Source organism: Sphingomonas sp. 28-62-20 (assembly GCF_002281505.1).
On the sequence record NZ_NCGH01000011.1, the window covers coordinates 134,195 to 158,404 of the forward strand.

Consider the following 24,210-nt stretch of genomic DNA (forward strand, 5'->3'; position numbering starts at 1 on the left):
ATGAGGTTAAGGCGATCTAACGTCATCCCGCTCTAGCCGCGCGCGAGCGCTGCCAGCGCGATGGCGCCGAGCGGACCGGCATTCGCACCCAACGTCGCCATCGCGATCCGCGCGGCGGGGGCAATTGCGGTATCGGGCAGGTACCCCGCCAATCGTTCCGTCACCACGGCGCGGATCTGGGGGAGCAGATAGGGCCGCTGCTGCAGCACGCCGCCGCCCAGCGCAATCCGTTCGGGCGCGAAGCTCATCAGCATATTGGCAAAGAAATCGCCCAATTCCTGTGCGACATCCGCCCAGACCGGATGGTCAGCGGGAATATCCGCCCCGGCCAGGCCCGTCCGCGCTTCAAGCGCCGGGCCAGACACCAACCCCTCCACACAATCGCCATGAAAGCAGCACATGCCGGCAAAAGCATCGTCCGCCCGGCGCGGCACGCGCATATGGCCGATCTCTGGATGCAGGAAACCATGCACGGGCCGACCATCGACGATGATGCCGCCGCCAACGCCCGTGCCAATCGTCACATAGGCATGCACCCGACAGCCAACTGAGCCGCCCCAAAGCTGTTCCGCCAATGCCGCCCCAGCAACATCGGTATCCAGCGCAATCGGCAAATCAAAACGGGCTTGCACCGTGCCGAGCAGATCAAAGCCGCTCCAGCCTGGTTTGGTTGTCTCCAGCACATGGCCAAAACGGCTCGCGGCCGGGGCCAGCCCCAGCGGGCCAAACGCTGCGATGCCGATCGCGACAAAGCCCTGTTGCGCCCGCCAGCCCTCCAGCGTGCCAAGCACCGCCGCCAATGTTTCGGCAGGGGCGCCGGTCGGCCATGCCTGTTTGGCCAAGATCGTCTCGCCGCGCGCAAGCACCGCGATGCATTTGGTGCCGCCAAGCTCGATCCCGGCGAGCAATTCTTCTCCGCGGTTCATGACGCGTTCGGGCGGTGGTGGAGCAATTTAGTCATCCGCATGAGTAAAGCCGGTTTTCCCCCGGTGCCGCAAGAGCGCTTGATCCCGTTTCGCATCACGCTGGTCGGGGAACCCCGGCACAGTGCCGGGGTCCAGCGACCCAATGCCAGGGTTAGCGATTGTCGGGTTGTGCCCGTACCGACGCCAGCCCAAGCCGCGTCGCGCGATAGGGGCCACCGCCGCTGCTGGCGATCAACCCGCGCCGCTTGAGCCGCTGGAATAGGCTGAGCGTGCAATCGCTCAGCACATAGCCTTCACGGGTGAAGCAATCGACCGCCGCGATACGCCCGTCATCATCACGCCGGTGGACGATGCGGCCACCCTGCGCCAGCGCGTGCAGCACGCGCTGTTCAAGCTTTGAAATATTCATGGGAAATGTCAGCCCCGAGCATGGGGTTAGCGCCATCACCGCCGCAAACGCCCAAAAATGGGCGGCGACGATGCGTGATGCCGGGCCCGGGATCACGATCCCGGCCAGCAATCAGCGGGCGACAATTCCTAACATATCCACTCCAAGCGAGGCCAAGAAGTTACCGGGCGGTGCCCGCAGCCGTCAATAGCCGATCAATGCCCCTGCCCGCTCCGCGCCCAATAGCCTTTGAGCAGCGCGCCGAGCATCGCCGGCAACCCTGGCCGCACCAGCAGCCAATCCCGGATCGCCGGCCCCTTGGTCGCCCCGATCACCCTTTTATAGCCGCTATCGCCCGCCCCCCCAATCAACCCGCGTAATCCCGCGCGCCATCGCGTCTGCCAGGTTGCGATAATAGAGCAATTTGCCCGGCGAATGCTTGGCGAACGCCGGATCATAGCTGTTGGCGATCGCATATTTGAGCGGCCCCGCATCAATATCGAAGGAAAAAGCCGCTGGCGCGCCATCCACGCGCAACAGCGCGGCATGCAGCATCCCGGCGATCACCGGATCGCTGGCGACCTGGCGCCAGAAGGCGCCGTGACCGGTGGGAGTGAATTTCGCGTCGCGACCATCGGTGCGCGCGGCGATCCAGCTCTTTTCCTCGATTGCCGCCATCGCATCAAAGCCACCGTTCGACAGCGCTTTGCCATCCAGAAATTCCCATTCCAGCGCGCCGTGGTCGGCCAAGTGCTTTTCGTGGAACCGATTCTTGCGCAGCGTCGAGTTACGCGGCCAACCACCGACCGCTTCGGCAGCCATATCGAGCAGATAGCTATCAGCGATAAAGCGATCGAGCACTGCCCAGCCGCGTCCGCGCGCGGCCGTGATCAGCGCCATTGCTGCCGGATCATCATCATAAACCGGCCCGATCCTGAGCGCATTGACGCGCGCTGCCAGCGAATCAGCAAGCGCATCGAACACCGATGCATCGGCGCCTTCATACGCCGGAAAGCTGCGAAACGGCCAATAACTGCCCGGCACCGCCGCCAGCCGCGCCCATCCGGGCCCGATCGCCACCATCGGCAGCGCGACCAGCGGCACGCGATCCGCTTCGATCATGATCGTATGGGCCTGCCCGCCCTGCGCGGCGAGTGCCGCCGCGAACCAGTGATAGCGCAGAAATTGGTGGCTATGCGGGGCGACCGCCGCAACGGCATCGATCCTGCTGGACAGTCCTTCACACGCCATTGCCGTCATCGTCGCCGGCAGGCGCACGAAATCAGCGAGCAACAGCGGCTTGGTCATGCAGCAAAAATACCGCAATAATCGTTACGATATGGTTGGTAGTGGCCAGACCACCGCGATCCGTTATGAGTATTTTCGTATGCAATTCTCCCCCGCCGTCACCACGATCGCGCAGACGATCCAGCTTTCCTTGGCCCCGGTTTTCCTGCTCGCGGGGATTGGCGCAGTGCTGAACGTCATTGCTGGACGACTGGCGCGCGTCGTCGACCGCGCCCGCGCGCTCGAACGGCTTCATCCACGCAGCAGCGGCCCAGAACATGATCGGCATGTCTGGGAATTGCGGCTGCTTGATCGGCGCATGTCCGTGATCAACGCCGCGCTGTTCCTGTGCGTGACCAGCGCCGTGGCGATCTGCACCGTCGTCGCGCTGCTCTTCGTCGCCGAGCTCGCCAATCTGCACATCGGCACGATTGTCGCGCTGATTTTCATTCTGGCGATGGCGTTGCTCGTCGCGGGCCTCGTCATGTTCATGATCGAGGTCAGGATGTCCCTGCGTGCAACGCATATCCGCGCCGAGTTGCTGGAGCGCGAACGCGGTTAGCGCGTCCCGTCCATCCCCGGCCCGACATCAGCGCTTGGCAGATAGCGCGGCGCAACCCGCGCTTTGCTCGCCTGTTCATAAACATAGCCGGCACCCAGCAAGGTCGTTTCGCTATGCGCGCGGCCGATGAACGACAAGCCGACCGGTAATCCGCGTACCAGCCCCATCGGCACAGTCAGATTAGGATAGCCCGACACGGCGGGCAGGTCGCTCGACGACGGGCCATTATATTGATCGCCATAGACGTGATCGATCAGCCAGCCGGGGCCATAGCTTGGTTCCACCAATATCTGCGCGCCTGCCTTGGCGAGCATCGCGTCAATGCCTTCCTTGCCCGCCAGCCGCAGCGATTTTGCGCGCGCGCCGAGATATTCGGGATCGGTCAGGCCATTGGTCTTTTCCGCCGCCAGGAATGTTTCCTGCCCGAAATAGGGCATTTCCGTCGCCGCATTGGCTTCATTGAACGCAATCACATCAGCCAGCGTCCGCGTCTTCACGGCTGGCGGAGTGGTCGCCAGATAGCTGTTCAGATCGGCCCTCAGCTCGGTCAACAACACCGCGAATTCAGCAGCGCCAATCCCGTCAAGCTTGGGCTTTTCCACATCGACCAGCACCGCGCCCTGCGCCTTCAGCACCGCCAGCGCGGCGTCGAACGCCTTGGTAAGATCGGCATTCATCGCGGGCCGATAGACCGCCACGCGCACCCCGTTTAACGTCGCGCGGGGCAGATCGGCGGCGTAATCGCGCTTGAACAGATCGGCATCGCGCGTTGCCGGATCGGCGGGGTCGCTGGCAATCATCTGCGAAAACAGGATCGCGGCATCGGTGACGCTGCGCGCCATTGGCCCCGGCGTATCCTGGCTATGGCTGATCGGCACGACATGCGTTCGACTGACCATCCCGATCGTCGGCTTCAGCCCGACCAGCCCATTGATCGACGACGGGCAGACCACCGACCCATCGGTTTCCGTGCCGATACCAACCGCAGCAAAGCTGGCGGCGATCGCGGCACCGGTACCGCTCGACGACCCACAGGGGGTGCGGTCAAACGCATAGGGATTGCGCACTTGCCCGCCGACCGCACTCCAGCCGCTGACTGAATTGTTCGATCGGATATTGGCCCATTCGCTGAGATTGGTCTTGCCCAGGATCACCGCGCCACCCGCGCGCAGCACCGCCACCATCGGCGCGTCGCGCAAGGTGACATTGTCCTTGAGCGCGAGGCTGCCCGCCGTCGTCGCGATCGGATCCTTGGTTTCGATATTGTCCTTCACCAGCACCGGCACCCCATCGAGGGGCCCGAGCGATTTGCCCGCCTTGCGCCGCGCGTCCGCCGCCTTGGCCTGCGCCAGCGCGTCCGGATTGGTCGCAATGACCGATCGGAGCGTTGGCCCGGTGCGGTCCATCGCCGCGATCCGCGCCAGATAGGCCTGGGTGATCGCCTCGCTCGACGCCGTGCCATCAGCCATCATCGCGCGCAGATCGGCGATGGAGGCCTCTTCGATTTTGGGGGCGATTTGCGCGGTGGCGGGCACTGCCGCAGTCAAGAGGAGCAGGGCAGAAATGGCGCGCATGAAATTCCCCTTTGGCGAAACAGCCGCGACCCTATCGGTGACGGCAAACGATGCAAGGGGCCTGCCCCGAAGACCGTATCCCACGCCTGATCAGCCGCAATGAACAGGCGCAGAAATGAAAAGAGGCTGCCGGGGGGTGCCACGCACCGCCCCGGCAACCTCCTGACATGGTCAGCGGCCGGAAGCTCCAGCCCGGGAGACCATGCGAGCCGCCGTTAAAACGGCGTACCCTGCCTGGGCACGACTCCTGTTTGAATCATGTGATTCATAACAACAAGTCTTGTAATTTATTTCTTTTTGGGCGATTCAAGAGGACTGTGCTTGGGACCGGCCCGCACAGTCCCCAATAACCGCCGCAATCGCGCCATCTGCTGGCATCGCCAGCGTTGCACCGGGTGCAGAACTGCCCGTCAGCATCACGCCAATCCGCCCTTTTGCCCGCGCCAGCGCCGTGGAAATGAAGCTATCGTCGATCGGCACCGCCGCCATCACGCCCGGCGCAAAGGCGCGCGGCCGCGCGACAAAGCTGGCCGCGCCCGATCCGGTGATGATCTTCAGCATGCCCCCCGCTGCAGCAGGCACGGCGCGGACGAACAATAACCGGTGGCGAGCGGAATCGCAGCGCAGCGCAAATTGGGTCTGGCCGGCAGTATCGACAAACACCGCCGCATCGCCGGCCGGGCCAACATCATGCCGCCAATGGCCAGCGGTGATCGCCACGCCGTCCAGCTCGGGCGTCGGCAATATCCCCGACGCGATCACGCGGTCCGGCCCCGGCACGCTGATCGTGACCGAGGCATCTTCCGGCTTGGTGGGAGGCGTGTCAGCAGACGGGGCGCAACTGGCCAGCCCGATAAAGGCTGCACCCGCCAGCACCACCGTCCTACGCATCACGGACGGCAATCTTCGCTGACGCGCAAAATCTCCGGCCAGGCGGGAATGATGAGCACCGGCAAGGTCGCCTGATCGACGATGAACCGCCCCCGGCTGAACCCGATCGCATCAAGCAACGGATCACGCGGGAACAGCGCAAAGGCCATATACGCCGGGCTCGCGCCGGTTGGCTGGGTAGCAATAGTGCGCGCCATGCTGGAGGTGCGGATGGTCAGCGGCGCATTGCCGGGCGCCGCGCCGCGCCGCGACACATAGATCTGCCCGGCGCCGCGATCACACCGGATGGTCAGTTCAGCATCGGCACCCGGTCTGCCGAACAGCGCGATGCTGCCGCGACTATCCTGGCGATACACCCAGTCACCCGGCGTCACCGGCCAATCGCGCCAGTCACCGCCATAAGCGGGGGGCACTGGGCCCGGCGTTTGGGTAGTTGCAACCATTGGCGCTTGGGTCGGCACGGCAGTCGATACCACCGGCGGCGAGACTTGCCACGCGGGTGGCGGGGCAAGCCGGGCCGGGAGCGGCGCAGGGGCGCTGGCGCAGCCGGCCACCAGCATCACGACAAAAAGGGGCGATCGCAGCATCCTATCCCTATGCGCGATGCCGCCCAAAGGCTCAACCGCCGATCCGCCCCATCAACCATGAAACCGCTTCCCTTCGTCCCGTCCTTGGGCAACCAAGGGGCAATCAGGGGCCCGGCGGAGGAACTATGGACGGCAAAAGGCTGAAAGCGATCCTCGGCGGATCGGCGGGGAACCTGGTCGAATGGTATGATTGGTATGCCTATTCGGTGCTGACCATTTATTTCGCGCCAAGCTTTTTCCCGAAATCTGACCAGACCGCGCAACTGCTGAGCGCCGCCGCGATCTTTGCGGTGGGTTTCCTGATGCGGCCGATCGGCGCCTGGATCATGGGCAGCTATGGCGACCGGCATGGCCGCAAGGCGGGGCTGGCGCTGTCGGTGGGGCTGATGTGCGCCGGATCGCTGATGATCGCGATCGCGCCGACTTACGCCCAGGCCGGCGTGATCGCCCCGGCCATCCTTGTCATCGCGCGGATGTTGCAGGGGCTGTCAGTCGGCGGCGAATATGGCGCGAGTGCCACCTACCTGTCCGAAATGGCGAGCAAGAAGCGGCGCGCCTTCTGGTCGAGCTTTCAATATGTCACGCTGATCGGCGGGCAGTTGCTCGCATTGGGCGTGACGCTAGTCCTACAGGGCTTTTTGGATGAGGCGGCGATGGGCGCCTGGGGCTGGCGGATCGCCTTTGTGATCGGCGCGGCGCTGGCGCTGGCGGTCTATGTGCTCAGGCGGCGGCTTGCCGAAACCGCGCAGTTCGAGGCGCTCGCCAAGGATCGCCCGAAATCGACCGCGCTCAGCCTGTGGCGCGCTTTCCCGCGCGAATTCATGATCGTCGCCGCGATCAGCGGCGGCGGATCGTGCGCCTTTTACGCGTACACCACGTACATGCAGAAATTCCTGGTCAACACGTCGGGCTTCGGCAAACAGACCGCGACCGAGATCATGACCGCAGCACTGATCGTCTTCATGCTGTCGCAGCCGATCTTCGGCCTGCTCGCGGACCGGTTTGGGCGCAAGCCGATGTTGTTGCTGTTTGGCTTTGGTGGGATGGCGGTGTCGGTACCGGTGTTCACCGCCATTGCAGCCACAACCGACGCGGTGAGCGCCTTCGCGATGATCCTGGTGCCGCTGATGCTGCTATCGGCCTACACATCGATCAGCGGCCTGATCAAAGCCGAGCTCTTCCCGGCGCATATTCGCACGCTTGGTGTGGCGTTGCCCTATGCGCTGGGCAACACGATTTTTGGCGGCACAGCGGAATATGTCGCGCTGAAGTTCAAGGACCTGCACCTGGAGGCGGGGTTTTACTGGTACGTCACAGCGATCATCGGAATGGCGACGATCGGGTTCCTGATGCTGCCGGAAACCAAGCATGCGAGCTTGATTGTGGAGGACTAAAACAGCCTTGAGTCTGATGACTTTGGATTGGACCAACCCAAACCCCGTTCGCCCTGAGCGAAGTCGAAGGGCATGCGAAGCGCGTGGGCTTCGACTTCCCCCGGACCTGATCCGGGGCCGAACGGGTGTGAGGTTGAAGCGACCTAACGTCATCACGCTCTGAAGCGTCAGGGCTTGCCCGCCTCCGCGAACAAGCGATCCACCGATCCACCGTTGCGTTTCAGCACGGCCTCGACCCGCTTGCGGCCATCATAATAGACGAGCGCCGGGGCCGTTTCACCCCGTGCCTTCAGGGCGGCGGCCTCGGCGTCGGAAAGCGTGCCCCCACCCGCGACCAGATCGCAATATCCCTCGCGCAGCCAAATAGGGTAGCGCCAATCGGCAAGTGGCCCGAAATAGGCGCGGATCAGGCCGTGGGTGCGTTCATGCGCAATCACGCCCGACAGGCTGCGTCGCCCGGCCGTGTTGGCCCGCGTCATCACGCTATCGTTGGCGATGTCACTGCGATTGAAGACGATCGTTTCGATAAAGGGCCGGCTGATCGCGATCGTGGTTTGCGATCCCGGCGCCAATAATCGCCAGCGCCAGCCGCCGTCAGTCAAAAAAATACGGCGGCCATATCCGGGCCCGGCGATCGGGCTGGCCCGAAGCAATCGATCCGATCGCGCCAGGATATTGCGCGCTGCGCGCTCAGGGATAGGCGTATCCGAATAAAGCTGGGTGTCACCGACCTGAAGGTGATGGGGAAAGGCCAGGGCTTCTGGAACGACTGTACAAAAAACCCAGGCCACACAGACAAATGTCACCGCCATCGACAGCCATTTACGCATTGATCAGCTCCCCTCTAGACTTGACGATACACTATCCTTTTTTCGGCTTCCGAAACCGCAACGCAAACCGGTCGGTCTTGCCGCGAATGCTGGGGTCGAACACCATCTTGCTGTGATCGTCCGCCGTCACCTTCAACACATCGCTCTCGGCCTCCAGCACGAATCCTGCCTTCACGAAGTCAGCCTTGACCACGGCGGGATCGATCCGGTGCAGCTTTTCAACGGTCGCGCGGGTGTCGCCCGGCAGCGCGGCGTGATCGATCACCGCCACAATGCCGCCCGGCTTGGTCGCCTTGAACAGCGTGGCGACAAAGGCATCGGGGTCAGTGCGCGGCACCTTATACTGCGCACTTTCCCAATAGAGATCATGATAAGATAAATGCAGCATCGTGAAATCAAGGCTGTTCGGTGCTGCCGTGAATTGATCGAACGGATACGCGGTCTGCGTCACATTGGGGTTGCGCGCGACCAGCGATGTCCAGATCGCCTTGCCCTTGTCATCGGTCGGTAAGAACTGGGTGGGTTCATATGCCGTGACATGCCCCTTCGGCCCGACAACGCGCGCCATAATCTCGGTATAATAGCCTGCCCCGGCCATGACATCGGCGGCCTTCATGCCGGGTTTCAGTCCTTCAAACGCCAGGATATCGGCAGGCTTGCGGCCTTCATCGAGCGTGACCTGCTCCGCCGGGCGACCGGGTGCGGCAACCGCTGCGACGATGGGTCGCGCCACCTCTTTCGCGGCCAGTGGCGACGAAAGGGAAAGCGACGACAGGGTCAGGGCGGTGATGAACAGCAACGCAGTCGATCGCATCAGCGGCATCCATTTGTGTGTTATGTATTTAATACAGTTCATGGGCCGTTCGGTCAATCACCGCGAATGACAAATTCGGCCCGATCAACCGCCATTTGCGGCTGGTTTAGGGAGCGTTAACCCCATCGCGCTACTTGGTGCTTAAACGTCCAACATTGGTCGTGGGACTTGGGGTCCTGGGGATTAGAGTCACGGGAATTGGGGGCAGGTCGGCAATGATCGACGGGAGGATCAGCAAGCGGTTGAGCGACAAGGAAGTCGCGATGCGCGTTCGCCTGTATAATGAAGGCGGTCATTTTCAGCAGGCGTTGCGCACCGTTTGGGCGCGCGCGTCGCACGTCATCATGCCGGTGATCGAACGCGAATGGCGCATTAATTTTCAAAATCCGTTGAGCGGCGTCGCGCCCGATCGGATCGAGGAATTCGTGGTGCTGGTCCTCGAGACGACGGCGCAACGCTGGACCCTGCCGGTCGATGAAAATTGGGTCGCGCTGATTGCGCGGCGCGGTCGAGAACAGGCCGCGCTCAACCTGTCGCTGCCGATGGTGATCTATGGCCTGATGAATTACGGTACCGCGCTGACTCGCGCGATCACCAGCCATTATGCCGACGATGTCGATTTCGTCGCGCTCGCGCTCGACACGATCCACCGATTGCATTGTATCGAGGTCGACATTTGCATGACGCAGATCGGCGTCGTCCGCCGCGCCGAGACCGCGGAGGAATTGGCGGCGCGGGGCCAATCCTATCTGGCTGACCTGGGGGGGATGCTGCACGAATCGGTGGCCGATGTCGCGGCGCTGCGCGCGCATACGCAGCAGACATCGCTGGCGGCGCGCAGTACGCTCGACAAGACATCCGAAGTCGCGATCGCAGCCGAACAATCGGCAATCGCCATGCGCGACGCCGCGCAGACCGCGGGTGGCCTGATCAAGGCAATCCGCGATGCGCGCGGCGAAGTGGAGGCAGCGGCCGACATCGCCATGCGCGCCAGCAAACAGGCTGAGGAAGCGGTGGATATGTCGCGGGTGCTGTCTGATCACGCCAAATCGATCGAATCGATCCTGGGGCTAATCCGCGACATCGCCGGGCAAACCAATTTGCTGGCGCTCAACGCGACGATTGAAGCCGCACGCGCCGGCGATGCCGGGCGCGGCTTTGCCGTCGTCGCGCAGGAAGTGAAAAGCCTCGCCAACCAAACTGCGCGCGCGACCGATGACATTGCCGCGACGATCGCCGCCATTCAGGCAGCGACGCGGTCAACCGTAGACACCAACGCGTCGATCAAATCGACCATCGCCCAGCTTGCCGATGGTGCAGGGCGGATCCGCACGGCGATGAGCGACCAGGCCAACACCGTCAGCGCGATCACCGCCAGTGTCGACGAAACCGCGCACGCCGCCGACACAATGTCAGGCACGATCGCCGCGATCCGCGAAGACAGCCAGGTCGTCGCCAGCGAAGTCGACAACCTGCAGGCGCGCGTGACGACGGTGGACGCCCGGCTGACCAATATGGAAAGCGTGGCGGGCAAGTTCGTCGCCGGCATCGCAGGCGAACAGCGCGCGGCGTGAAGGGTTAGGCGGCGCGGGGGGTGATCTTGTCGAGCGCGCTGTAAGCGCAGGCGGCGAAACGGGTCGGCCGATACTGCGGTTCGGGAATGGGGAAACCCATGTCCTTGGCAACCTCAAGCCAGCCCTGCATTGCGATCTGGACTTCGGCCAGCGCTTCCTCCGGCGTATCGCCGTGCGCCGAACATGTCTTCAGATCGGGCACGTTTGCAGCCCAGCATGCGTCGTCTTCATACCAGAACAGATCGATGTGATAGCGCGGCAATTCAGTCGTCCAGTTTCAACCCCTATTGATCGCATATAGCGATAAATTATTGAATTTAATAGTTTTTCTTCTCCTTGCCGCGTGGCTGGATGTTGACGACATAGGGAATATCGGGGCGGGCAAATTGGCGATGCCTTCCCGTCGTACGGCGCGGCGCGAAGCCGAACGCAAGAACCAGCCGCTCGGCTATGATCCGGTCGGCGACCGCTAGCTCGTGACGATCGACCGCCGCGTGCTCGAAGACAGACCGAGCTGTGCCAAACATGCGCCGGAGTTCGATGAGGCGTACGCCGACCGCGTGGCGCAATGTTACGGCGTGGGACGCGGGGATCTGACGCTGGGTTAGGCGGCGTCGCGTGCGACGCTGAGCCGCAGGCCCATAGCCGACAGGACGGCGGTCAGTGTTTCGAGCGTCGGGTTCCCGTTTTCGGAAAGCGCCGCGTAAAGTGCCTGCCGCCCGACCCCGGTCTTGCGCGCGATCTCGGTCATGCCTTTCGAGCGGGCGACGATACCAAGCGCGCGCGCGATGTGCTGCGCATCGCCACCGTCCATCGACGCATCGAGAAAGGCAATAATTTCCTCCTCGGTGTCAAGATACTCTGCCGGATCAAAGATCGTTGTTTTCCGCGCCATTCTCTTCTCGCCTCGCCAGATCGATCGCCTTGGCGATGTCGCGCCGCTGGCTGCTTTTGTCACCACCTGCCAACAGTAAAATTACCGCCTGCCCGGCTCGCTTGAAATAAACCCGGTAGCCCGGGCCGAAAGGCATTCTCAGCTCGCTAACGCCGTCCCCGACCGGTTTGGTATCTCCAAAATTCCCATCGGCCACGCGCAGCAGCCGGTCGAAAATTCGGGCGCGCCCTCGCAGGTCGTGCAGCGACGTGAGCCATTCATGAAATTCGACTGTTTGTCGGACTTCGATAATTTGTCCTTTATACAGGACGAATGGGTGATTGGCAAGGTCGTCGGTCATCAGATTGCTCCAAATCTCCCTCTCCTTAAGCAAGGACAGGGCAAGTGTTGGACGGCATCTGACTATTGCCTCGTCGCGAGCCGAATACGCGACAGTCCCCAAAGACTTGACTTAACGTCTATAAGCTAATCAATCCCAAATTTCAACGCCCCTGCCTCGAACTCCCCGCCACCCCAGCACGCAACTTCTGGCTCTTCCCATAGCGCGTCTTGCGCGTCCCCGGTTTTCCCTCGTTACTCCGCCCCATCACGGGTGCCTTGCGCTCATCGACCGGCAGCCCCAGCTCCTCTGCCTCCAGCGAACGGATTTCGTCGCGTAAGCGCCCGGCTTCCTCAAACTCCAGGTCCGCCGCGGCCGCGCGCATCTTTTTCTCGAGCTCTTCAATGTACGCGCGCAGATTGTGGCCAACCATGTGCGGGCGGTCCTCATCGATCTCGACCGTCACCTGATCGCGGCTCGCCACGTCCTTGATGATATCGCCGATATTGCGGCGGATCGTTGTCGGGGTAATGTCGTGCAGCGCGTTATAGGCGAGCTGCTTTTCGCGCCGGCGACCGGTTTCATTCATCGCCCGTTCCATGCTGCCGGTGATGCGGTCGGCATACAGGATCACCCGCCCATCGACATTGCGCGCGGCGCGACCGATGGTCTGGATCAGCGAGGTTTCGCTGCGCAGAAAGCCCTCCTTGTCCGCGTCCAGAATCGCGACCAGCCCGCATTCGGGAATATCCAATCCCTCGCGCAGCAAGTTGATGCCGACCAGCACGTCATACACGCCTAGCCGCAGGTCGCGGATCAGCTCGATGCGCTCGAGCGTTTCGACATCGCTATGCATGTAACGGACTTTGATCCCCGCCTCATGCATATATTCGGTCAAATCCTCGGCCATCCGCTTGGTGAGGGTCGTCACCAATGTGCGATAGCCGGCCTCGGCGGTTTTCTTGGCTTCGACGATCAGGTCCTGCACTTGCTCCTCGACCGGCTTGATCTCAATCGGCGGATCAATCAGGCCGGTGGGGCGGATCACCTGTTCGGCAAACACCCCGCCGGTCTGCTCCATTTCCCATGATCCCGGCGTTGCCGAGACATAAGTGGTCTGCGGGCGCATCGCCTCCCACTCGTTGAAGCGTAAGGGGCGGTTATCGATCGCGCTCGGCAGCCGGAAGCCATATTCGGCCAGCGTCAGCTTACGCCGGTGATCGCCGCGCGACATGCCATTGATCTGGCCGATCGTGACATGGCTTTCATCGACGAACAGCAGCGCGTTTTCGGGGAGATATTCGAACAATGTCGGCGGCGGCTCACCCGGCATCCGGCCGGTGAGGAAGCGCGAATAATTCTCGATTCCCGCGCAAGAACCGGTCGCGGCAATCATTTCGAGATCGAAATTGGTGCGCTGCTCCAGCCGTTGCGCTTCGAGCAACTTGCCCTCGCTGACCAGCTCCTTCAGCCGCTCGGCCAGCTCGAACTTGATCGCCTCCATCGCCTGTTTCAGCGTCGGTCCGGGCGTGACGTAATGGCTGTTCGCAAAGACGCGGACATAATCCAGACTGGCCACTTTCTTGCCAGTCAGCGGATCGAACTCAACAATCTCCTCGATATCGTCGCCGAACATCGACACGCGCCAGGCGGTGTCCTCATAATGCGATGGGAAGATTTCGAGCGTATCCCCCTTCACCCGGAAATTGCCGCGCGAAAACCCCGCATCATTGCGCTTATACTGGAGCGACACCAGCTTGCGGACGATCTCGCGCTGATCGACCACTTGGCCCTTCTTCAAGTCAAAGATCATCGCCGAATAAGTCTCGACCGAGCCGATGCCATAAAGGCAGCTGACCGAAGCGACGATGATCACGTCATCGCGTTCAAGCAGCGACCGCGTCGCCGCGTGCCGCATCCGGTCGATCGATTCGTTGGTCGAGCTTTCCTTCTCGATATAGGTGTCGGACCGCGCGACATAGGCTTCGGGTTGATAATAATCATAATAGGAAACGAAATACTCGACCGCATTGTCGGGGAAGAATGACTTCATCTCGCCATAAAGTTGCGCCGCCAAGATCTTGTTGGGCGCCAGGATCAGCGCGGGACGCTGCACCGCCTCAATCACCTTGGCCATTGTGAAGGTCTTGCCCGAGCCTGTGACGCCAAGCAGCACCTGGTCGCGCTCACCCGCTTCGGTCTGCGCAACAAGCTCGGCAATCGCGGTCGGTTGGTCGCCGGCGGGGGTATAGTCGGATATGATCTTGAACGGCCTGCCACCCTCCAGCTTGGGCGGACGTTCGGGCCGGTGGGGCACGAAACTAATGCCGGTTTCCGGCTCGTCGAGGCTGGTGCGAATCTGGATGGCCATGCGGGAACATATGGGGCACGTGGCGGCGCGGCGCAATCAGACGCGACCATCGCCATTGGCCCCGTGCCGAATTCGCGATTGACCAATATTCTCTCGGAACATAAAAAGAACACAGGGGCGGACGTGAGTCGCGTCGCCCGATAAAGGGAGGATCTCGATGATCGGTTATGCAACATTGGGCACGAACAATATTGCCGCCGCCAGGGGCTTTTATGATGCCCTGCTCGGCAGCATCGGCGCGGCGCGGATCATGGAATTTGGCGATGATCTGGGCGGTTTCACGATGTGGGGCACCGGCTGGGACAAGCCCGGTCTGGCCGTGACCAATCCGTATGACAAAAACACCGCGACGATCGGCAACGGCTCGATGATTGCCCTTACCGTTGATACGCGCGCCAAGGTTGATGCGCTGCATGCCAAGGCGCTGGAGCTAGGCGGCAGCTGCGAAGGGCCTCCGGGGCTGCGTGGCGACGAAGGTCCACAGGCCTTTTACGGTGCCTATTTCCGTGACTTGGACGGCAACAAGCTGTGTGCGTTCCGGACGGGCCCGGCCTGATCCTGCGCGATTGAGGGCGGTCGGTGCATCCAACGCGATGCTTTTCGCGTAGCTGAGCACACCCCACAGGAGCACCGACATGACCCTGAATCGCCGCACCTTTTTGACTGCATCGACGATTGCCGTCGCCACCGCCGCTGTTGCCGCCTCTGGTGCTGCAGCGGCGGTGAAGCGCCGGTATGAGATCAACCTCAGCGAAGCCGAATGGAAGAAGCGGCTGACCCCGGCACAGTTTCGCACCCTGCGGCAGGAAGCGACCGATACACCGGGCGAGAGCCCCTATCTAAACGAGCACCGCGCGGGCCTCTTCACCTGCGCTGGCTGCGCGCTGCCGGTGTTTTCGTCCAAAGCCAAATATGACAGCGGCACCGGCTGGCCGAGCTTTTTCCAGGCGCTGCCCAAGGCGATTCACACCGAAACCGATACATTGCTGGGTTTTGAACGCGTCGAAGTCGAATGCCGCCGCTGTGGCGGGCATCTTGGCCATGTGTTTGATGACGGCCCGGCGCCAACGGGCAAGCGTTACTGCATGAACGGCACCGCGCTGAAATTCATCGCGGGTCGCGCCTGATCGGGCGAATCCCGCGTGCTGGCTATCGCAGCGACCGATAGGCCACCCGCCACATGACCAGGCCAATCACCGCCGCAACCGCCGCGAGAATCACGCTGGTGGCGGCGGCGCTCGCCCAGCGGAACAAGAGGGTCTGCAAATCGCTGGGCGGCGCTTCAAACAGACCAAAGCCATAGGTCTGGCTGAAGACAAAGACGACGAAGCCAGTCGCCGCGCCAACCAGCGCGGCGTGGCCAGCGGCACGTCGGCCCGTCAAATGCATGAAAATCCAGATCGGCGTGGCAACCGCCGTGATCGCCAGCGCGCAGAGCAAGGCGCCGAGGATAAAGGCGGCCGTCAGCCCCAATGGGCCGCTGGTTGATCCCATCGCCGCCAACCCCATAGCCACCGCGCCGCCCAGCAGACCGCCGACCGCAACCGCCAAGCCGGCCCGGTCGAGCGTGGTTTCATGGTGATGCATCCGCAACTCGTTCATGCCAATCCCAACCCAATCCCAAACTAGTGATCGCCCCCGATCGATGCGACTCGCGCGCGCCCCCAAGGGCAAGTCTATCGCATGGCGCGTATGCTGGGCGTATCGAGGCAGGCAAGCAACGCTGCGCGTGGCATTGGCGGCGTCCCAGCCGGGGACGCATAAGGCGCAATCGCGGTCGGCTGGCCAAAACCGACCGTATCGAACCGGCCGCCCTGACGGGTGCAGGCCATGGCGGCGGCGAGCAACCGGGGCGGCGTATCATAGGCTTCATTGCTCAGCCGAAAGGTGCCCCAATGCATGCCAATCGATCGCGATGCGCCAAGCCGACGCGCGACGTCCACCGCATCGACTGGCCCGATATGGCTCCAGTCGCCCATTTGCCCGGGTGAAAAGCGGAACGCGCCGATGGGGATCAGCGCCAGCCGCGTCGGACCATAAACCGCCGCCTCATCCGCCCAGCGCAAATCGCCAGCGCCGGTATCGCCGGTGAAGAACAGATTGCCGCCCGGCAACCGCACGACGAAGCTGGACCACAGCGCGCGATTCTGGTCGCTCAGCCAGCGCGTGCTCCAATGGTGGTTGCGATTGACGATCACCTCAATGCCGGGCTTGACGGTCAACCGCCCGCCCCAATCAAGCGTTCGCGACGGCACGCCGACCTGACCGATCACCGCATCATTGCCCAGCGATGAGACAATCAGCGGCCGATCACGGTCCCACAGCCGCTTCAGCGTCGTCAAATCCATATGATCAAAATGATTATGGCTGACCAGCACCAGATCGATCTTCGGCAGCTTGTCAAAGGCAATGCCCGGCGCGGCAACGCGTGCAGGGCCAATATCAAACGGCCCCGCGCGCGATGACCAGATCGGATCGGTCAGGATGTTCAACCCTTGGGTCTGCACCAGCACGGTTGCGTGCCCCACCCAGGTAGCGACCATGGCATTACCCATCACCCGCGCCGGCACCGGTTTGGGGACCACCCGAACCTGATCCGGCCATGCCGGGGGGGCTTCCCCGGTTTGGCCCGTCAGCCGCCGCCAGATGTAATTGCCGCGCTTGCCGCGCGGGCGAAGCCGAATTTCATCATCCCGATCAGGATTACGGAAACGTTCGCCATCATAATGGGCGCTTACCGGCCCCTGATAATAGATCGCATCCAGAAAATGCGGCACGATCGTGAGCGCGAGGCAAAGGATGATAACGGCAAAAAGCACCGTCGTTCCAATCCTGCGCGCAATCCGGCTGAGCATGCCGCCCCCTGTCATACCGCAACCTTGGCTGCAAGCCGGACGATCGTCCCCTGCCCCGGCGCAAAGCAGCGGTCGCAGCAGCCCCCAATCGGCGCGGGAGCCAATCGATTGATCCACCATCCCAAGGGGGTGAAGTAAAAGATGTCCGTTGGTTGCAGGACCGGAATCCCCCTGGCAATAATCAATAGAAATATATCACAAAAGAATCATTGCCTTATGACCAACCATCAGATGATTTTTGACATCGGTATGCATGAGGGACAGGACACTGATTTCTATCTGCGCAAGGGATTCAAGGTCGTTGCCGTAGAAGCCAACCCCGCGCTTGCCGAGAGCGCTGCACGACGATTTGCGGGTGCCATTGCATCGGCACAATTAACGATCGTCAACAAGGCGATCGCCGATGTCCCCGGGACAATCGACTTCTACATCAACGAAAAACTGTCCGTGTGGGGAACGGCCAGTCGCGACTGGATGGAACGAAACGCAAAGCTGGGCGCGCCGAGCACGATGATCCAAGTTCCAACGATGAGCATGGCCGATTTATTTAGCGTCTATGGCACGCCGTATTTCATGAAGGTCGATATCGAAGGCTATGATCAATTATGTATCAGGGCGTTGATCGATCGTGACGACCGCCCAGACTTTACATCAATCGAATCGCATGCCTGGCTTTATGATGAAACGGTCGCCGATCTGGAGCTGCTACGACAGGCCGGCTACGCCAAATTCAAGATAATCCCGCAGCATGATATCATGCTGCAGCGCCCCCCGACCAAATCTCTGGAGGGGCTGCCTATCGATTACGCCTTTGTCAGTGGGTCCAGCGGACTGTTCGGACGGGAACTGCCGGGCCGGTGGATGAGCTTTGACCAGACATGCGCACGCTATCGCCATATCTATCGCAATGTCCGCATGGTCGGCATGCATAATGGCCGATTTCGGGACGTGAAGAATCGCTATGTGAAGGCGGTGCTGAACCGCGTCTTTGCAGGCGGGACGGGCTGGTACGACACCCATGCGACCAGCTAGGCTGTTGGGCCAAGCACATCAGCGCGACCATCCATCACAAAGTCCAATTCGCCAGCACCCCGCTGCATGCCCTCCTCGCTGCGCTGCGACAGCCTTTCGGACGAGACGAGCCGATCGGATGCTGGTGTTGACATTATCGTCATTTTGTTGCTTATACACAATATATCGTCAGTTTTTAAGAATAAAGTTAACCGATGATCTACAACCGCATTGCACTGTTCAGGGCAGATCGGGGCGTTTCACGTCGCGATCTCGCTGATGCGGTTGGCGTTAACCCCCAGACGATCGGCTATCTCGAGCGCGGCGATTATTCGCCCAGCCTGGAACTGGCGATGAAGATCGCCGCCTATTTTGGCGTCGCAATCGAGATGCTGTTTTCGTTCAATCCGTTCGAATCGGTCGCGGACACGCTCCGCCGCAATGGAGAAGGTGGATGAGCTATGACCTCCGCAAATGGGTTGCGAACTCGCAGATCGCGCGCAAGCGCAGCCGCTGGACGTGCTACTATTTGGCAGCGGGGATTTTTGCGGGGATCCTATTTGCCATCGCCGACCTCTTCGACCCCGGCTTCGGGAGCAAATCATGGGCCGCCAATCCGGCGATCGCGTTCCTGCTGCTCGGGGTCGTTCCACTGTCGCCATTCGGCCGCGAAAGCTGGATGACCGAAAAAGGGCGAGCGACGTTCGACGAGTTCGAACGCAACGCGCTCTCAGCCGCCACGACGCGTGCCTATGCCACACTGATCACGGTGATGATGCTGGGCATGGTCTATCTGTGGATTGCCTCGATTGCGGCCTGGCCGGTCCCGACGGCACCGCGCCAATGGGCGGCGCTCACCTACCTCCTCGTCGGCCTCGGTCTGGCCCTGCCGGTTTTCTATGCCGAACTGCTCGTGCCGTTCCCACCAGCTGAAGGAGACGACGAATGAAATCCTCAAAAACCGTCCCGCAGCGCCTCGACGATCTAGTCGAATGGACCGGCATCCCGGCACTGCAGCGCCGTTTTGAACAAGGCGAGGGGCGGCGCTATCGGCTGCGCGTCTGGCCAATGGCGGTCATCCTTATCGGCACCGGCGGGCTGTTGCTGGGACTGATCGACCCCAATCGATATTTTCTTGGCCAAGGCCTGGTATCGGTGGCGATGTTGGGCGGCTTGTGGCTGCCGATCTTCGGCCCGGTCAAGCCATGGAACAGCCCATCACTGGTCGATGAATATGACCGTCGCGTGCGAAGCGAAGCCTATATCTTCACGCTGACTATTGTCGCATGCGGTGCGCTCATCGCCTTGTTCGGCCTTGGCCTGCGGGCAGCGCTTGCCGAATGGCCGCGTGATACGCTGGTGCGCGCGATGCAGATCACCGCATTCTATCTCCTGACCCTGCTCAGCAGCCTGCCGACACTGCATGCGAGCTGGCGCCACGCACCGATCGAGGACAACTAGGCCCCCGCCAGCAGCCCCTCCCGCGCGATCTTTTCCTTCCATACCAAGGGCGCGAGCTGGTGGACGTTGTTGCCCTCGCTATCGACCGCGACCGTCACCGGGAAATCCTGCACCTCGAATTCGTAGATCGCCTCCATGCCGAGATCAGCGAACCCGACGACCTTGCTGCCTTTGATCGCCCGCGCGACCAGATAGGCAGCACCACCGACCGCCATGAGATAAGCGCTTTTGCCCTCGGCAATTGCCTTGGTTGCATCGGGGCCGCGCTCGGCCTTGCCGACCATCGCCAGCAGGCCTTGATCCAGCATCATCCGCGTGAACTTGTCCATCCGCGTGGCGGTGGTCGGCCCGGCTGGCCCCACCACTTCCTCACCGACCGGATCGACCGGGCCGACATAATAGATCACGCGTCCGGCGAACTCGACCGGCAGCTGTTCGCCCTTGTCGAGCATGGACTTGATCCGCGCATGCGCAGCGTCGCGTCCAGTCAGCATTTTGCCGTTCAGCAGCAGCCGGTCGCCCTGTTTCCAGCTCTGCACAATATCTGGCGTCAGCGTGTCGAGATCGACGCGGATGGCCGCGCTATCGGGCTGCCAGTCGACTTTGGGCCATTCGTCCAGCCTGGGCGCCTCCAAATAGGCCGGGCCCGATCCATCAAGCGAAAAATGCGCGTGGCGGGTTGCGGCGCAATTGGGGATCATCGCCACTGGCTTGCCCGCGGCGTGGCAGGGGGCGTCCATGATCTTGACGTCGAGGATGGTCGACAGCCCGCCCAGCCCCTGCGCCCCAATGCCCAGCGCGTTGACCTTGTCGAAAATCTCGATCCGCAAGGCTTCAATATCGGTCTTCGCCCCGCGCGCTTTCAGCGGCCCCATGTCGATGGGCTCCATCAGCGCCTGTTTGGCGAGCAGCACGCAATGTTCCGCAGTGCCGCCAATGCCGATGCCCAGCATCCCTGGCGGACACCAGCCCGCGCCCATTTGCGGCAGCATTTCCAGCACCCAGTCGACGATCGAATCGCTTGGGTTCATCATCTTGAACTTGCTCTTGTTTTCGCTGCCGCCGCCCTTGGCCGCCACGTCGACCGAAACGGTTGCGCCGGGCACCATATCGACATGCAGCACGCACGGCGTATTGTCCTTGGTATTGCGCCGGGTGAAGGCGGGATCGGTCAGCACCGATGCGCGCAGCTTGTTGTCCGGGTGCAGGTACGCGCGCCGAACGCCCTCATCCACCACAGCCTGGAGCGATTGGCTGGTATCGTCCAATCGGCAATCCATGCCCCATTTGATGAAGACATTGACGATGCCGGTATCCTGGCAGATCGGCCGGTGCCCCTCAGCACACATGCGCGAATTGGTCAGGATTTGCGCGATCGCATCCTTGGCCGCAGGCCCCTGCTCTGCCTCATAAGCCGCGCCCAGCGCATGGATGTAATCCATTGGGTGGAAATAGCTGATATATTGCAGCGCGTCGGCGACGCTTTCGATCAGATCGGCGGTGCGGATGACCGTGGCCATAAATATCCTCGCAGGGTTCGGCGTTAAGCGATGAAGCGCTTGCCATATCCGCCCGCCAGCGCTGGGCCAAGCCGATAGAAGGGAATCGCGAAATTCAGATCATCGCCCGGTGCGCTAACGCAAGTTAAACGATCATGCGTGTAAGCCGCGCCGATGAAGCGCAGAGAGTTGAAGAAAAACAAGGCGTCAGGACCACAGCGCGGCCTTTGGCAGGCCCTGGCGCTCAACAGCTCCGCATCGGAAAGTGATGCCATTGATTTCGCGGCGATCGTTGCGCAGACCAGGCTGGTCTGGCCGGTCGTGTTCTTCGTCCAACTCGCCGCCGCTGCTACCGTAACCTGCTCCGTGATCCTCGCCGAGCGCGTCGATCTTATCCTGTCCGTCGGGCTGGAGGGCGCGGCGGTGCTGCTGCTCGGCCTGACCGGGCTGATCATCCTCAAATGCCCGCCGATGCGCGATTGGCGTCCGCATCTGCACGTGCGCAGCGCGGTCGGCTATGGCAGCGGGCTGGCGCTGGCGATGACGGCCTTGCTTTGGTCGGCAAGCGAGCTGGCTACCGATCGCATGCAGCTCGCCTCGTTCATCGGGATACTGGGCGCGATGGGGGTGACGGCATTGGCGCTTCACCCGATGCGCGCGGCTTTGCTTGGCTTTGCGGCGACGATTGCCGGCATGATCGCTGCGCTCACCGGGCCGGGGCCGGGCACCTATATCGCCTGTGGCTGCCTGGTCGGGCTTGGCCTGGCGATGCGGCGGCTGGCGTTGCTGGACGGGGAACAAGCGAGCCACCGCGTACGCGACCACCGCGAAGGTCTGCTTGCCGCCCGCCTGGTCCATGAATTTGAAAGCCAGGGCACCGGCTGGTTCTGGCAGACCGACCGCGAAGGCCTGCTGACCTATATTTCGCCCAAGGTCGCCGAAGCGCTCGCCGAACCCGATTTGCCGCCAATCGGCCGGCCGCTGAATAATGTGTTCAAGATGGACAATGTCAGTCCCGGCACCGAACGCACCCTGGGCTTTCACTTGTCGTCGCGGACGGGCTTTTCCGACTATCCGGTGCGTCCGGCGACGTTCAGCACGATCGATAGCTGGTGGTCGATGTCGGGCCGCCCCGTGATCGATTCGCACGGCAAGTTTCAGGGCTTTATCGGCAGCGGCAGCGATCTCACCGAAAAGCGCCGGGCCGAGGCCGAGATTACCCGATTGGCGCTGTTCGACGGCCTAACCGGTCTAGCCAATCGCCAGCGGATGCGCGTGTCGCTTGATCAGACGCTCAACCAATCGAGCCACCACCAGCGGTCAACCGCGATGTTCCTGCTCGATCTCGATCGCTTCAAAGTGGTCAACGATACGCTTGGCCACCAGACCGGCGACGCGCTGCTCGCCCAGGTGGCGCAGCGGCTATTGCGCAGCATTGGCGATGCCGGGCTGGTCGGGCGGCTTGGCGGTGACGAGTTCCAGGTGGTGCTGCCCGACGAAGACAATGTCGAAACGCTGTCCGATCTTGCGCGATCAGTGATCGCCACGCTCTCGCAACCCTATTCGATTGACGGCGCGTCGATCACGATCGGCTGCTCAATTGGTGTTGCGGTCGCGCCGCGCGACGGGCCCGACGCGGAAACGCTCGTCCGCAATGCCGATCTCGCGCTCTATGCCGCCAAGGCGGATGGCCGCGGCGTTCACCGTTTCTATCGGGAAGAATTGCTGCACGGCGCGCAAAACCGCCGCCAGCTCGAGGATGATCTGCGCCACGCGCTGATCAAGAATGAACTCCATTTGGTCTATCAGCCCGTGGTCTGCACCGAAAGCGCGCGGATCATGGGCTATGAAGCGCTGCTGCGCTGGGAGCACCCGACGCGCGGCAGCATTTCGCCCGCTGATTTCATCCCGGTCGCTGAAGATTCGGGGATGATCGAAAGCATCGGCGAATGGGTGTTGCGGACCGCCTGCCTGGAAGCGGCGCGCTGGCCGCGTCACGTGCGGGTTGGCGTTAATGTCTCGCCGATCCAGTTCGCCAATCCCGCGCTGCCCTCCATCATCACCAATGCGCTCGCCAAATCGGGAATCGCGCCGAGCCGGCTCGAACTCGAGATCACCGAAGGCGTGTTCCTTGACGAAACCGCCTCGTCGGATGCGATGTTCAAGGCGCTGAAGGGGATTGGCGTGCGGCTGGCGCTTGATGATTTCGGCACGGGCTACTCCTCGCTCGGCTATCTGAAGAGTGCGCCGTTCGACAAGATCAAGATCGATCAGAGCTTTGTCCGTGGTGCCGCGATGGCCGGCAATCGCAACGCGGCGATCATCAAGGCGATCGTCACGCTGGCGACGACAATGAACATGGAAACCACCGCCGAAGGGGTAGAGACGCAAGACGAAATCGAACTGATCCGCGAGCTTGGCTGCAGCCATATCCAGGGCTTTGTCTATGGCCGCCCGGCCCGCGCCGAAGACGTCTATCGCGTGCTGACCGAAGGCGGCGGCATGGCAACAGCAATCGGCTTTAAGGTATCGCGCAGCCAGCGCACAGCCATGATGCGGTCCGCCCGGCTGCGCGTCGGCAATGTCGAAGGCGAAGTCCGCATCCGCAACATCTCGTCTAGCGGCGCGATGATCGACGGCATCGATTTCGGTCGCAATGCAGAAGATATCGCGCTGCAGATCGAACTGGTCGACGGCCAGATGTTCCCGGCCCGCGTCATGTGGAACCGCGACGGCAAGGCGGGCATCGCCTTTGCCGAAAACTTCAACATGGAACGCCTGAACGCGCCCGTGGAAGAACGACTGGCGCGGCTGGCGGGGTAAGCGCGGCAAAGCGTCCGTCATAACAGCTGTCGGCGAATCGAATGCCTCGGCCCGGCGCGGCGACATTCTCCAAATGTTATTGCCAATTCCGGTCTTCGCCGCGCCCCTTTCAGGCCGTGGTCTGCATCGCCCTTGGGCACGCCGGCACT

General features: G+C 62.1%; 27 protein-coding genes. 10 read left to right on the forward strand and 17 right to left on the reverse strand.

All coding sequences use genetic code 11. The annotated features are described in order from the left end of the window. Positions 1–32 precede the first annotated feature (32 nt). From B7Y43_RS11030 to B7Y43_RS11040, 3 genes are all read right to left on the reverse strand, one after another. Positions 33–926 carry an ROK family protein gene (locus B7Y43_RS11030; RefSeq protein ID WP_374131701.1) on the reverse strand — a complete coding sequence of 298 codons (894 nt, stop codon included), beginning with the start codon at positions 924–926 and terminating at the stop codon, positions 33–35. A gap of 151 nt (positions 927–1,077) precedes the next feature. Continuing rightward, on the reverse strand, positions 1,078–1,335 hold the full coding sequence (locus B7Y43_RS11035; RefSeq protein ID WP_374131702.1) for a YjhX family toxin: 258 nt from the start codon (positions 1,333–1,335) through the stop codon (positions 1,078–1,080). Between the two features lie 327 nt (positions 1,336–1,662). Next, positions 1,663–2,622 (reverse strand): GNAT family N-acetyltransferase, encoded by a 960-nt coding sequence (locus B7Y43_RS11040; protein WP_374131703.1) that lies wholly within the window; start codon positions 2,620–2,622, stop codon positions 1,663–1,665. Positions 2,623–2,701: 79 nt separating this feature from the next. Here B7Y43_RS11040 and B7Y43_RS11045 point away from each other — a divergent pair, with 79 nt between their 5' ends. Continuing rightward, the gene (locus B7Y43_RS11045; RefSeq protein ID WP_374131822.1) at positions 2,702–3,163 is read left to right on the forward strand and encodes a DUF2721 domain-containing protein; all 462 of its coding nucleotides are present in this window, start codon (positions 2,702–2,704) and stop codon (positions 3,161–3,163) included. Here the strand turns inward: B7Y43_RS11045 and B7Y43_RS11050 are convergent. The 3 genes from B7Y43_RS11050 to B7Y43_RS11060 all read right to left on the reverse strand — a co-directional run bounded on the left by B7Y43_RS11050 (position 3,160) and on the right by B7Y43_RS11060 (position 6,215). Then, positions 3,160–4,737, reverse strand: a complete 1,578-nt coding sequence (locus tag B7Y43_RS11050; RefSeq protein ID WP_374131704.1) for an amidase — start codon at positions 4,735–4,737, stop codon at positions 3,160–3,162. The two genes, B7Y43_RS11045 and B7Y43_RS11050, sit on opposite strands and share 4 nt — an antisense overlap. 306 nt (positions 4,738–5,043) lie before the next feature. Next, positions 5,044–5,628 (reverse strand): hypothetical protein, encoded by a 585-nt coding sequence (locus tag B7Y43_RS11055; RefSeq protein WP_374131705.1) that lies wholly within the window; start codon positions 5,626–5,628, stop codon positions 5,044–5,046. Then, a complete protein-coding gene (locus tag B7Y43_RS11060; protein WP_374131706.1) occupies positions 5,628–6,215 on the reverse strand; it encodes a hypothetical protein in 588 nt (195 codons plus the stop codon). The genes B7Y43_RS11055 and B7Y43_RS11060 overlap by 1 nt, the downstream gene beginning before the upstream one ends. A 125-nt stretch (positions 6,216–6,340) precedes the next feature. On the opposite strand from B7Y43_RS11060, the gene B7Y43_RS11065 reads away from it, so the two are divergent. Beyond that, positions 6,341–7,609 carry an MFS transporter gene (locus tag B7Y43_RS11065; RefSeq protein ID WP_374131707.1) on the forward strand — a complete coding sequence of 423 codons (1,269 nt, stop codon included), beginning with the start codon at positions 6,341–6,343 and terminating at the stop codon, positions 7,607–7,609. Between the two features lie 167 nt (positions 7,610–7,776). Here B7Y43_RS11065 and B7Y43_RS11070 read toward each other — a convergent pair whose 3' ends face one another. Both B7Y43_RS11070 and B7Y43_RS11075 read right to left on the reverse strand, forming a co-directional pair. Next, a complete protein-coding gene (locus tag B7Y43_RS11070) occupies positions 7,777–8,439 on the reverse strand; it encodes a hypothetical protein (protein WP_374131708.1) in 663 nt (220 codons plus the stop codon). Between the two features lie 31 nt (positions 8,440–8,470). Further along, positions 8,471–9,253: a class I SAM-dependent methyltransferase gene (locus B7Y43_RS11075; protein WP_374131709.1), complete on the reverse strand. Its 783-nt coding sequence runs from the start codon at positions 9,251–9,253 to the stop codon at positions 8,471–8,473. 215 nt (positions 9,254–9,468) lie between these two features. Between B7Y43_RS11075 and B7Y43_RS11080 the strand changes: the two genes are divergently transcribed. Then, on the forward strand, positions 9,469–10,827 hold the full coding sequence (locus B7Y43_RS11080) for a methyl-accepting chemotaxis protein (protein WP_374131710.1): 1,359 nt from the start codon (positions 9,469–9,471) through the stop codon (positions 10,825–10,827). A 4-nt stretch (positions 10,828–10,831) separates the two neighbouring features. On the opposite strand, the gene B7Y43_RS11085 is transcribed toward B7Y43_RS11080, so the two are convergent. From B7Y43_RS11085 to uvrB, 5 genes are all read right to left on the reverse strand, one after another. Then, on the reverse strand, positions 10,832–11,089 hold the full coding sequence (locus B7Y43_RS11085) for a type II toxin-antitoxin system HicB family antitoxin (protein WP_374131711.1): 258 nt from the start codon (positions 11,087–11,089) through the stop codon (positions 10,832–10,834). A 55-nt stretch (positions 11,090–11,144) separates the two neighbouring features. Further along, positions 11,145–11,396 (reverse strand): hypothetical protein, encoded by a 252-nt coding sequence (locus B7Y43_RS11090; protein WP_374131712.1) that lies wholly within the window; start codon positions 11,394–11,396, stop codon positions 11,145–11,147. A 35-nt stretch (positions 11,397–11,431) separates the two neighbouring features. Beyond that, positions 11,432–11,722 carry a DNA-binding protein gene (locus B7Y43_RS11095; RefSeq protein ID WP_374131713.1) on the reverse strand — a complete coding sequence of 97 codons (291 nt, stop codon included), beginning with the start codon at positions 11,720–11,722 and terminating at the stop codon, positions 11,432–11,434. Continuing rightward, positions 11,697–12,062, reverse strand: a complete 366-nt coding sequence (locus tag B7Y43_RS11100) for a type II toxin-antitoxin system RelE/ParE family toxin (RefSeq protein ID WP_374131714.1) — start codon at positions 12,060–12,062, stop codon at positions 11,697–11,699. The genes B7Y43_RS11095 and B7Y43_RS11100 overlap by 26 nt, the downstream gene beginning before the upstream one ends. 142 nt (positions 12,063–12,204) lie before the next feature. Then, positions 12,205–14,412, reverse strand: a complete 2,208-nt coding sequence (gene uvrB / locus B7Y43_RS11105; RefSeq protein WP_374131715.1) for an excinuclease ABC subunit UvrB — start codon at positions 14,410–14,412, stop codon at positions 12,205–12,207. Between the two features lie 157 nt (positions 14,413–14,569). Here uvrB and B7Y43_RS11110 point away from each other — a divergent pair, with 157 nt between their 5' ends. After that, positions 14,570–14,968, forward strand: a complete 399-nt coding sequence (locus B7Y43_RS11110) for a VOC family protein (RefSeq protein ID WP_374131716.1) — start codon at positions 14,570–14,572, stop codon at positions 14,966–14,968. A gap of 79 nt (positions 14,969–15,047) precedes the next feature. Next, positions 15,048–15,539 (forward strand): peptide-methionine (R)-S-oxide reductase MsrB, encoded by a 492-nt coding sequence (gene msrB, locus B7Y43_RS11115; RefSeq protein WP_374131717.1) that lies wholly within the window; start codon positions 15,048–15,050, stop codon positions 15,537–15,539. Between the two features lie 22 nt (positions 15,540–15,561). Here the strand turns inward: msrB and B7Y43_RS11120 are convergent, their stop codons facing one another. Then, positions 15,562–16,014 carry a hypothetical protein gene (locus B7Y43_RS11120; RefSeq protein ID WP_374131718.1) on the reverse strand — a complete coding sequence of 151 codons (453 nt, stop codon included), beginning with the start codon at positions 16,012–16,014 and terminating at the stop codon, positions 15,562–15,564. A gap of 74 nt (positions 16,015–16,088) precedes the next feature. Then, positions 16,089–17,267, reverse strand: a complete 1,179-nt coding sequence (locus B7Y43_RS11125; RefSeq protein WP_374131719.1) for an MBL fold metallo-hydrolase — start codon at positions 17,265–17,267, stop codon at positions 16,089–16,091. A gap of 141 nt (positions 17,268–17,408) precedes the next feature. Here B7Y43_RS11125 and B7Y43_RS11130 point away from each other — a divergent pair, with 141 nt between their 5' ends. Beyond that, positions 17,409–18,299 carry an FkbM family methyltransferase gene (locus tag B7Y43_RS11130; protein WP_374131720.1) on the forward strand — a complete coding sequence of 297 codons (891 nt, stop codon included), beginning with the start codon at positions 17,409–17,411 and terminating at the stop codon, positions 18,297–18,299. Here B7Y43_RS11130 and B7Y43_RS11135 read toward each other — a convergent pair. Further along, on the reverse strand, positions 18,296–18,442 hold the full coding sequence (locus B7Y43_RS11135) for a hypothetical protein (RefSeq protein ID WP_374131721.1): 147 nt from the start codon (positions 18,440–18,442) through the stop codon (positions 18,296–18,298). The genes B7Y43_RS11130 and B7Y43_RS11135 overlap by 4 nt on opposite strands. Positions 18,443–18,493: 51 nt before the next feature. Between B7Y43_RS11135 and B7Y43_RS11140 the strand changes: the two genes are divergently transcribed. The 3 genes from B7Y43_RS11140 to B7Y43_RS11150 are packed head-to-tail and all read left to right on the forward strand — an operon-like array spanning position 18,494 to position 19,739. Then, complete coding sequence (locus B7Y43_RS11140) at positions 18,494–18,736, forward strand: helix-turn-helix transcriptional regulator (RefSeq protein ID WP_374131722.1); 243 nt, start codon at positions 18,494–18,496, stop codon at positions 18,734–18,736. Beyond that, positions 18,733–19,227 (forward strand): hypothetical protein, encoded by a 495-nt coding sequence (locus tag B7Y43_RS11145; protein ID WP_374131723.1) that lies wholly within the window; start codon positions 18,733–18,735, stop codon positions 19,225–19,227. The genes B7Y43_RS11140 and B7Y43_RS11145 overlap by 4 nt, the downstream gene beginning before the upstream one ends. Beyond that, entirely contained in the window at positions 19,224–19,739 is a 516-nt protein-coding gene (locus tag B7Y43_RS11150) for a hypothetical protein (RefSeq protein ID WP_374131724.1), read from the forward strand. The genes B7Y43_RS11145 and B7Y43_RS11150 overlap by 4 nt, the downstream gene beginning before the upstream one ends. On the opposite strand, the gene B7Y43_RS11155 is transcribed toward B7Y43_RS11150, so the two are convergent. Beyond that, on the reverse strand, positions 19,736–21,259 hold the full coding sequence (locus B7Y43_RS11155) for a fumarate hydratase (protein ID WP_374131725.1): 1,524 nt from the start codon (positions 21,257–21,259) through the stop codon (positions 19,736–19,738). The two genes, B7Y43_RS11150 and B7Y43_RS11155, sit on opposite strands and share 4 nt — an antisense overlap. Before the next feature lie 153 nt (positions 21,260–21,412). Here B7Y43_RS11155 and B7Y43_RS11160 point away from each other — a divergent pair, with 153 nt between their 5' ends. Continuing rightward, entirely contained in the window at positions 21,413–24,061 is a 2,649-nt protein-coding gene (locus B7Y43_RS11160; protein WP_374131726.1) for an EAL domain-containing protein, read from the forward strand. Positions 24,062–24,210: the final 149 nt, after the last annotated feature.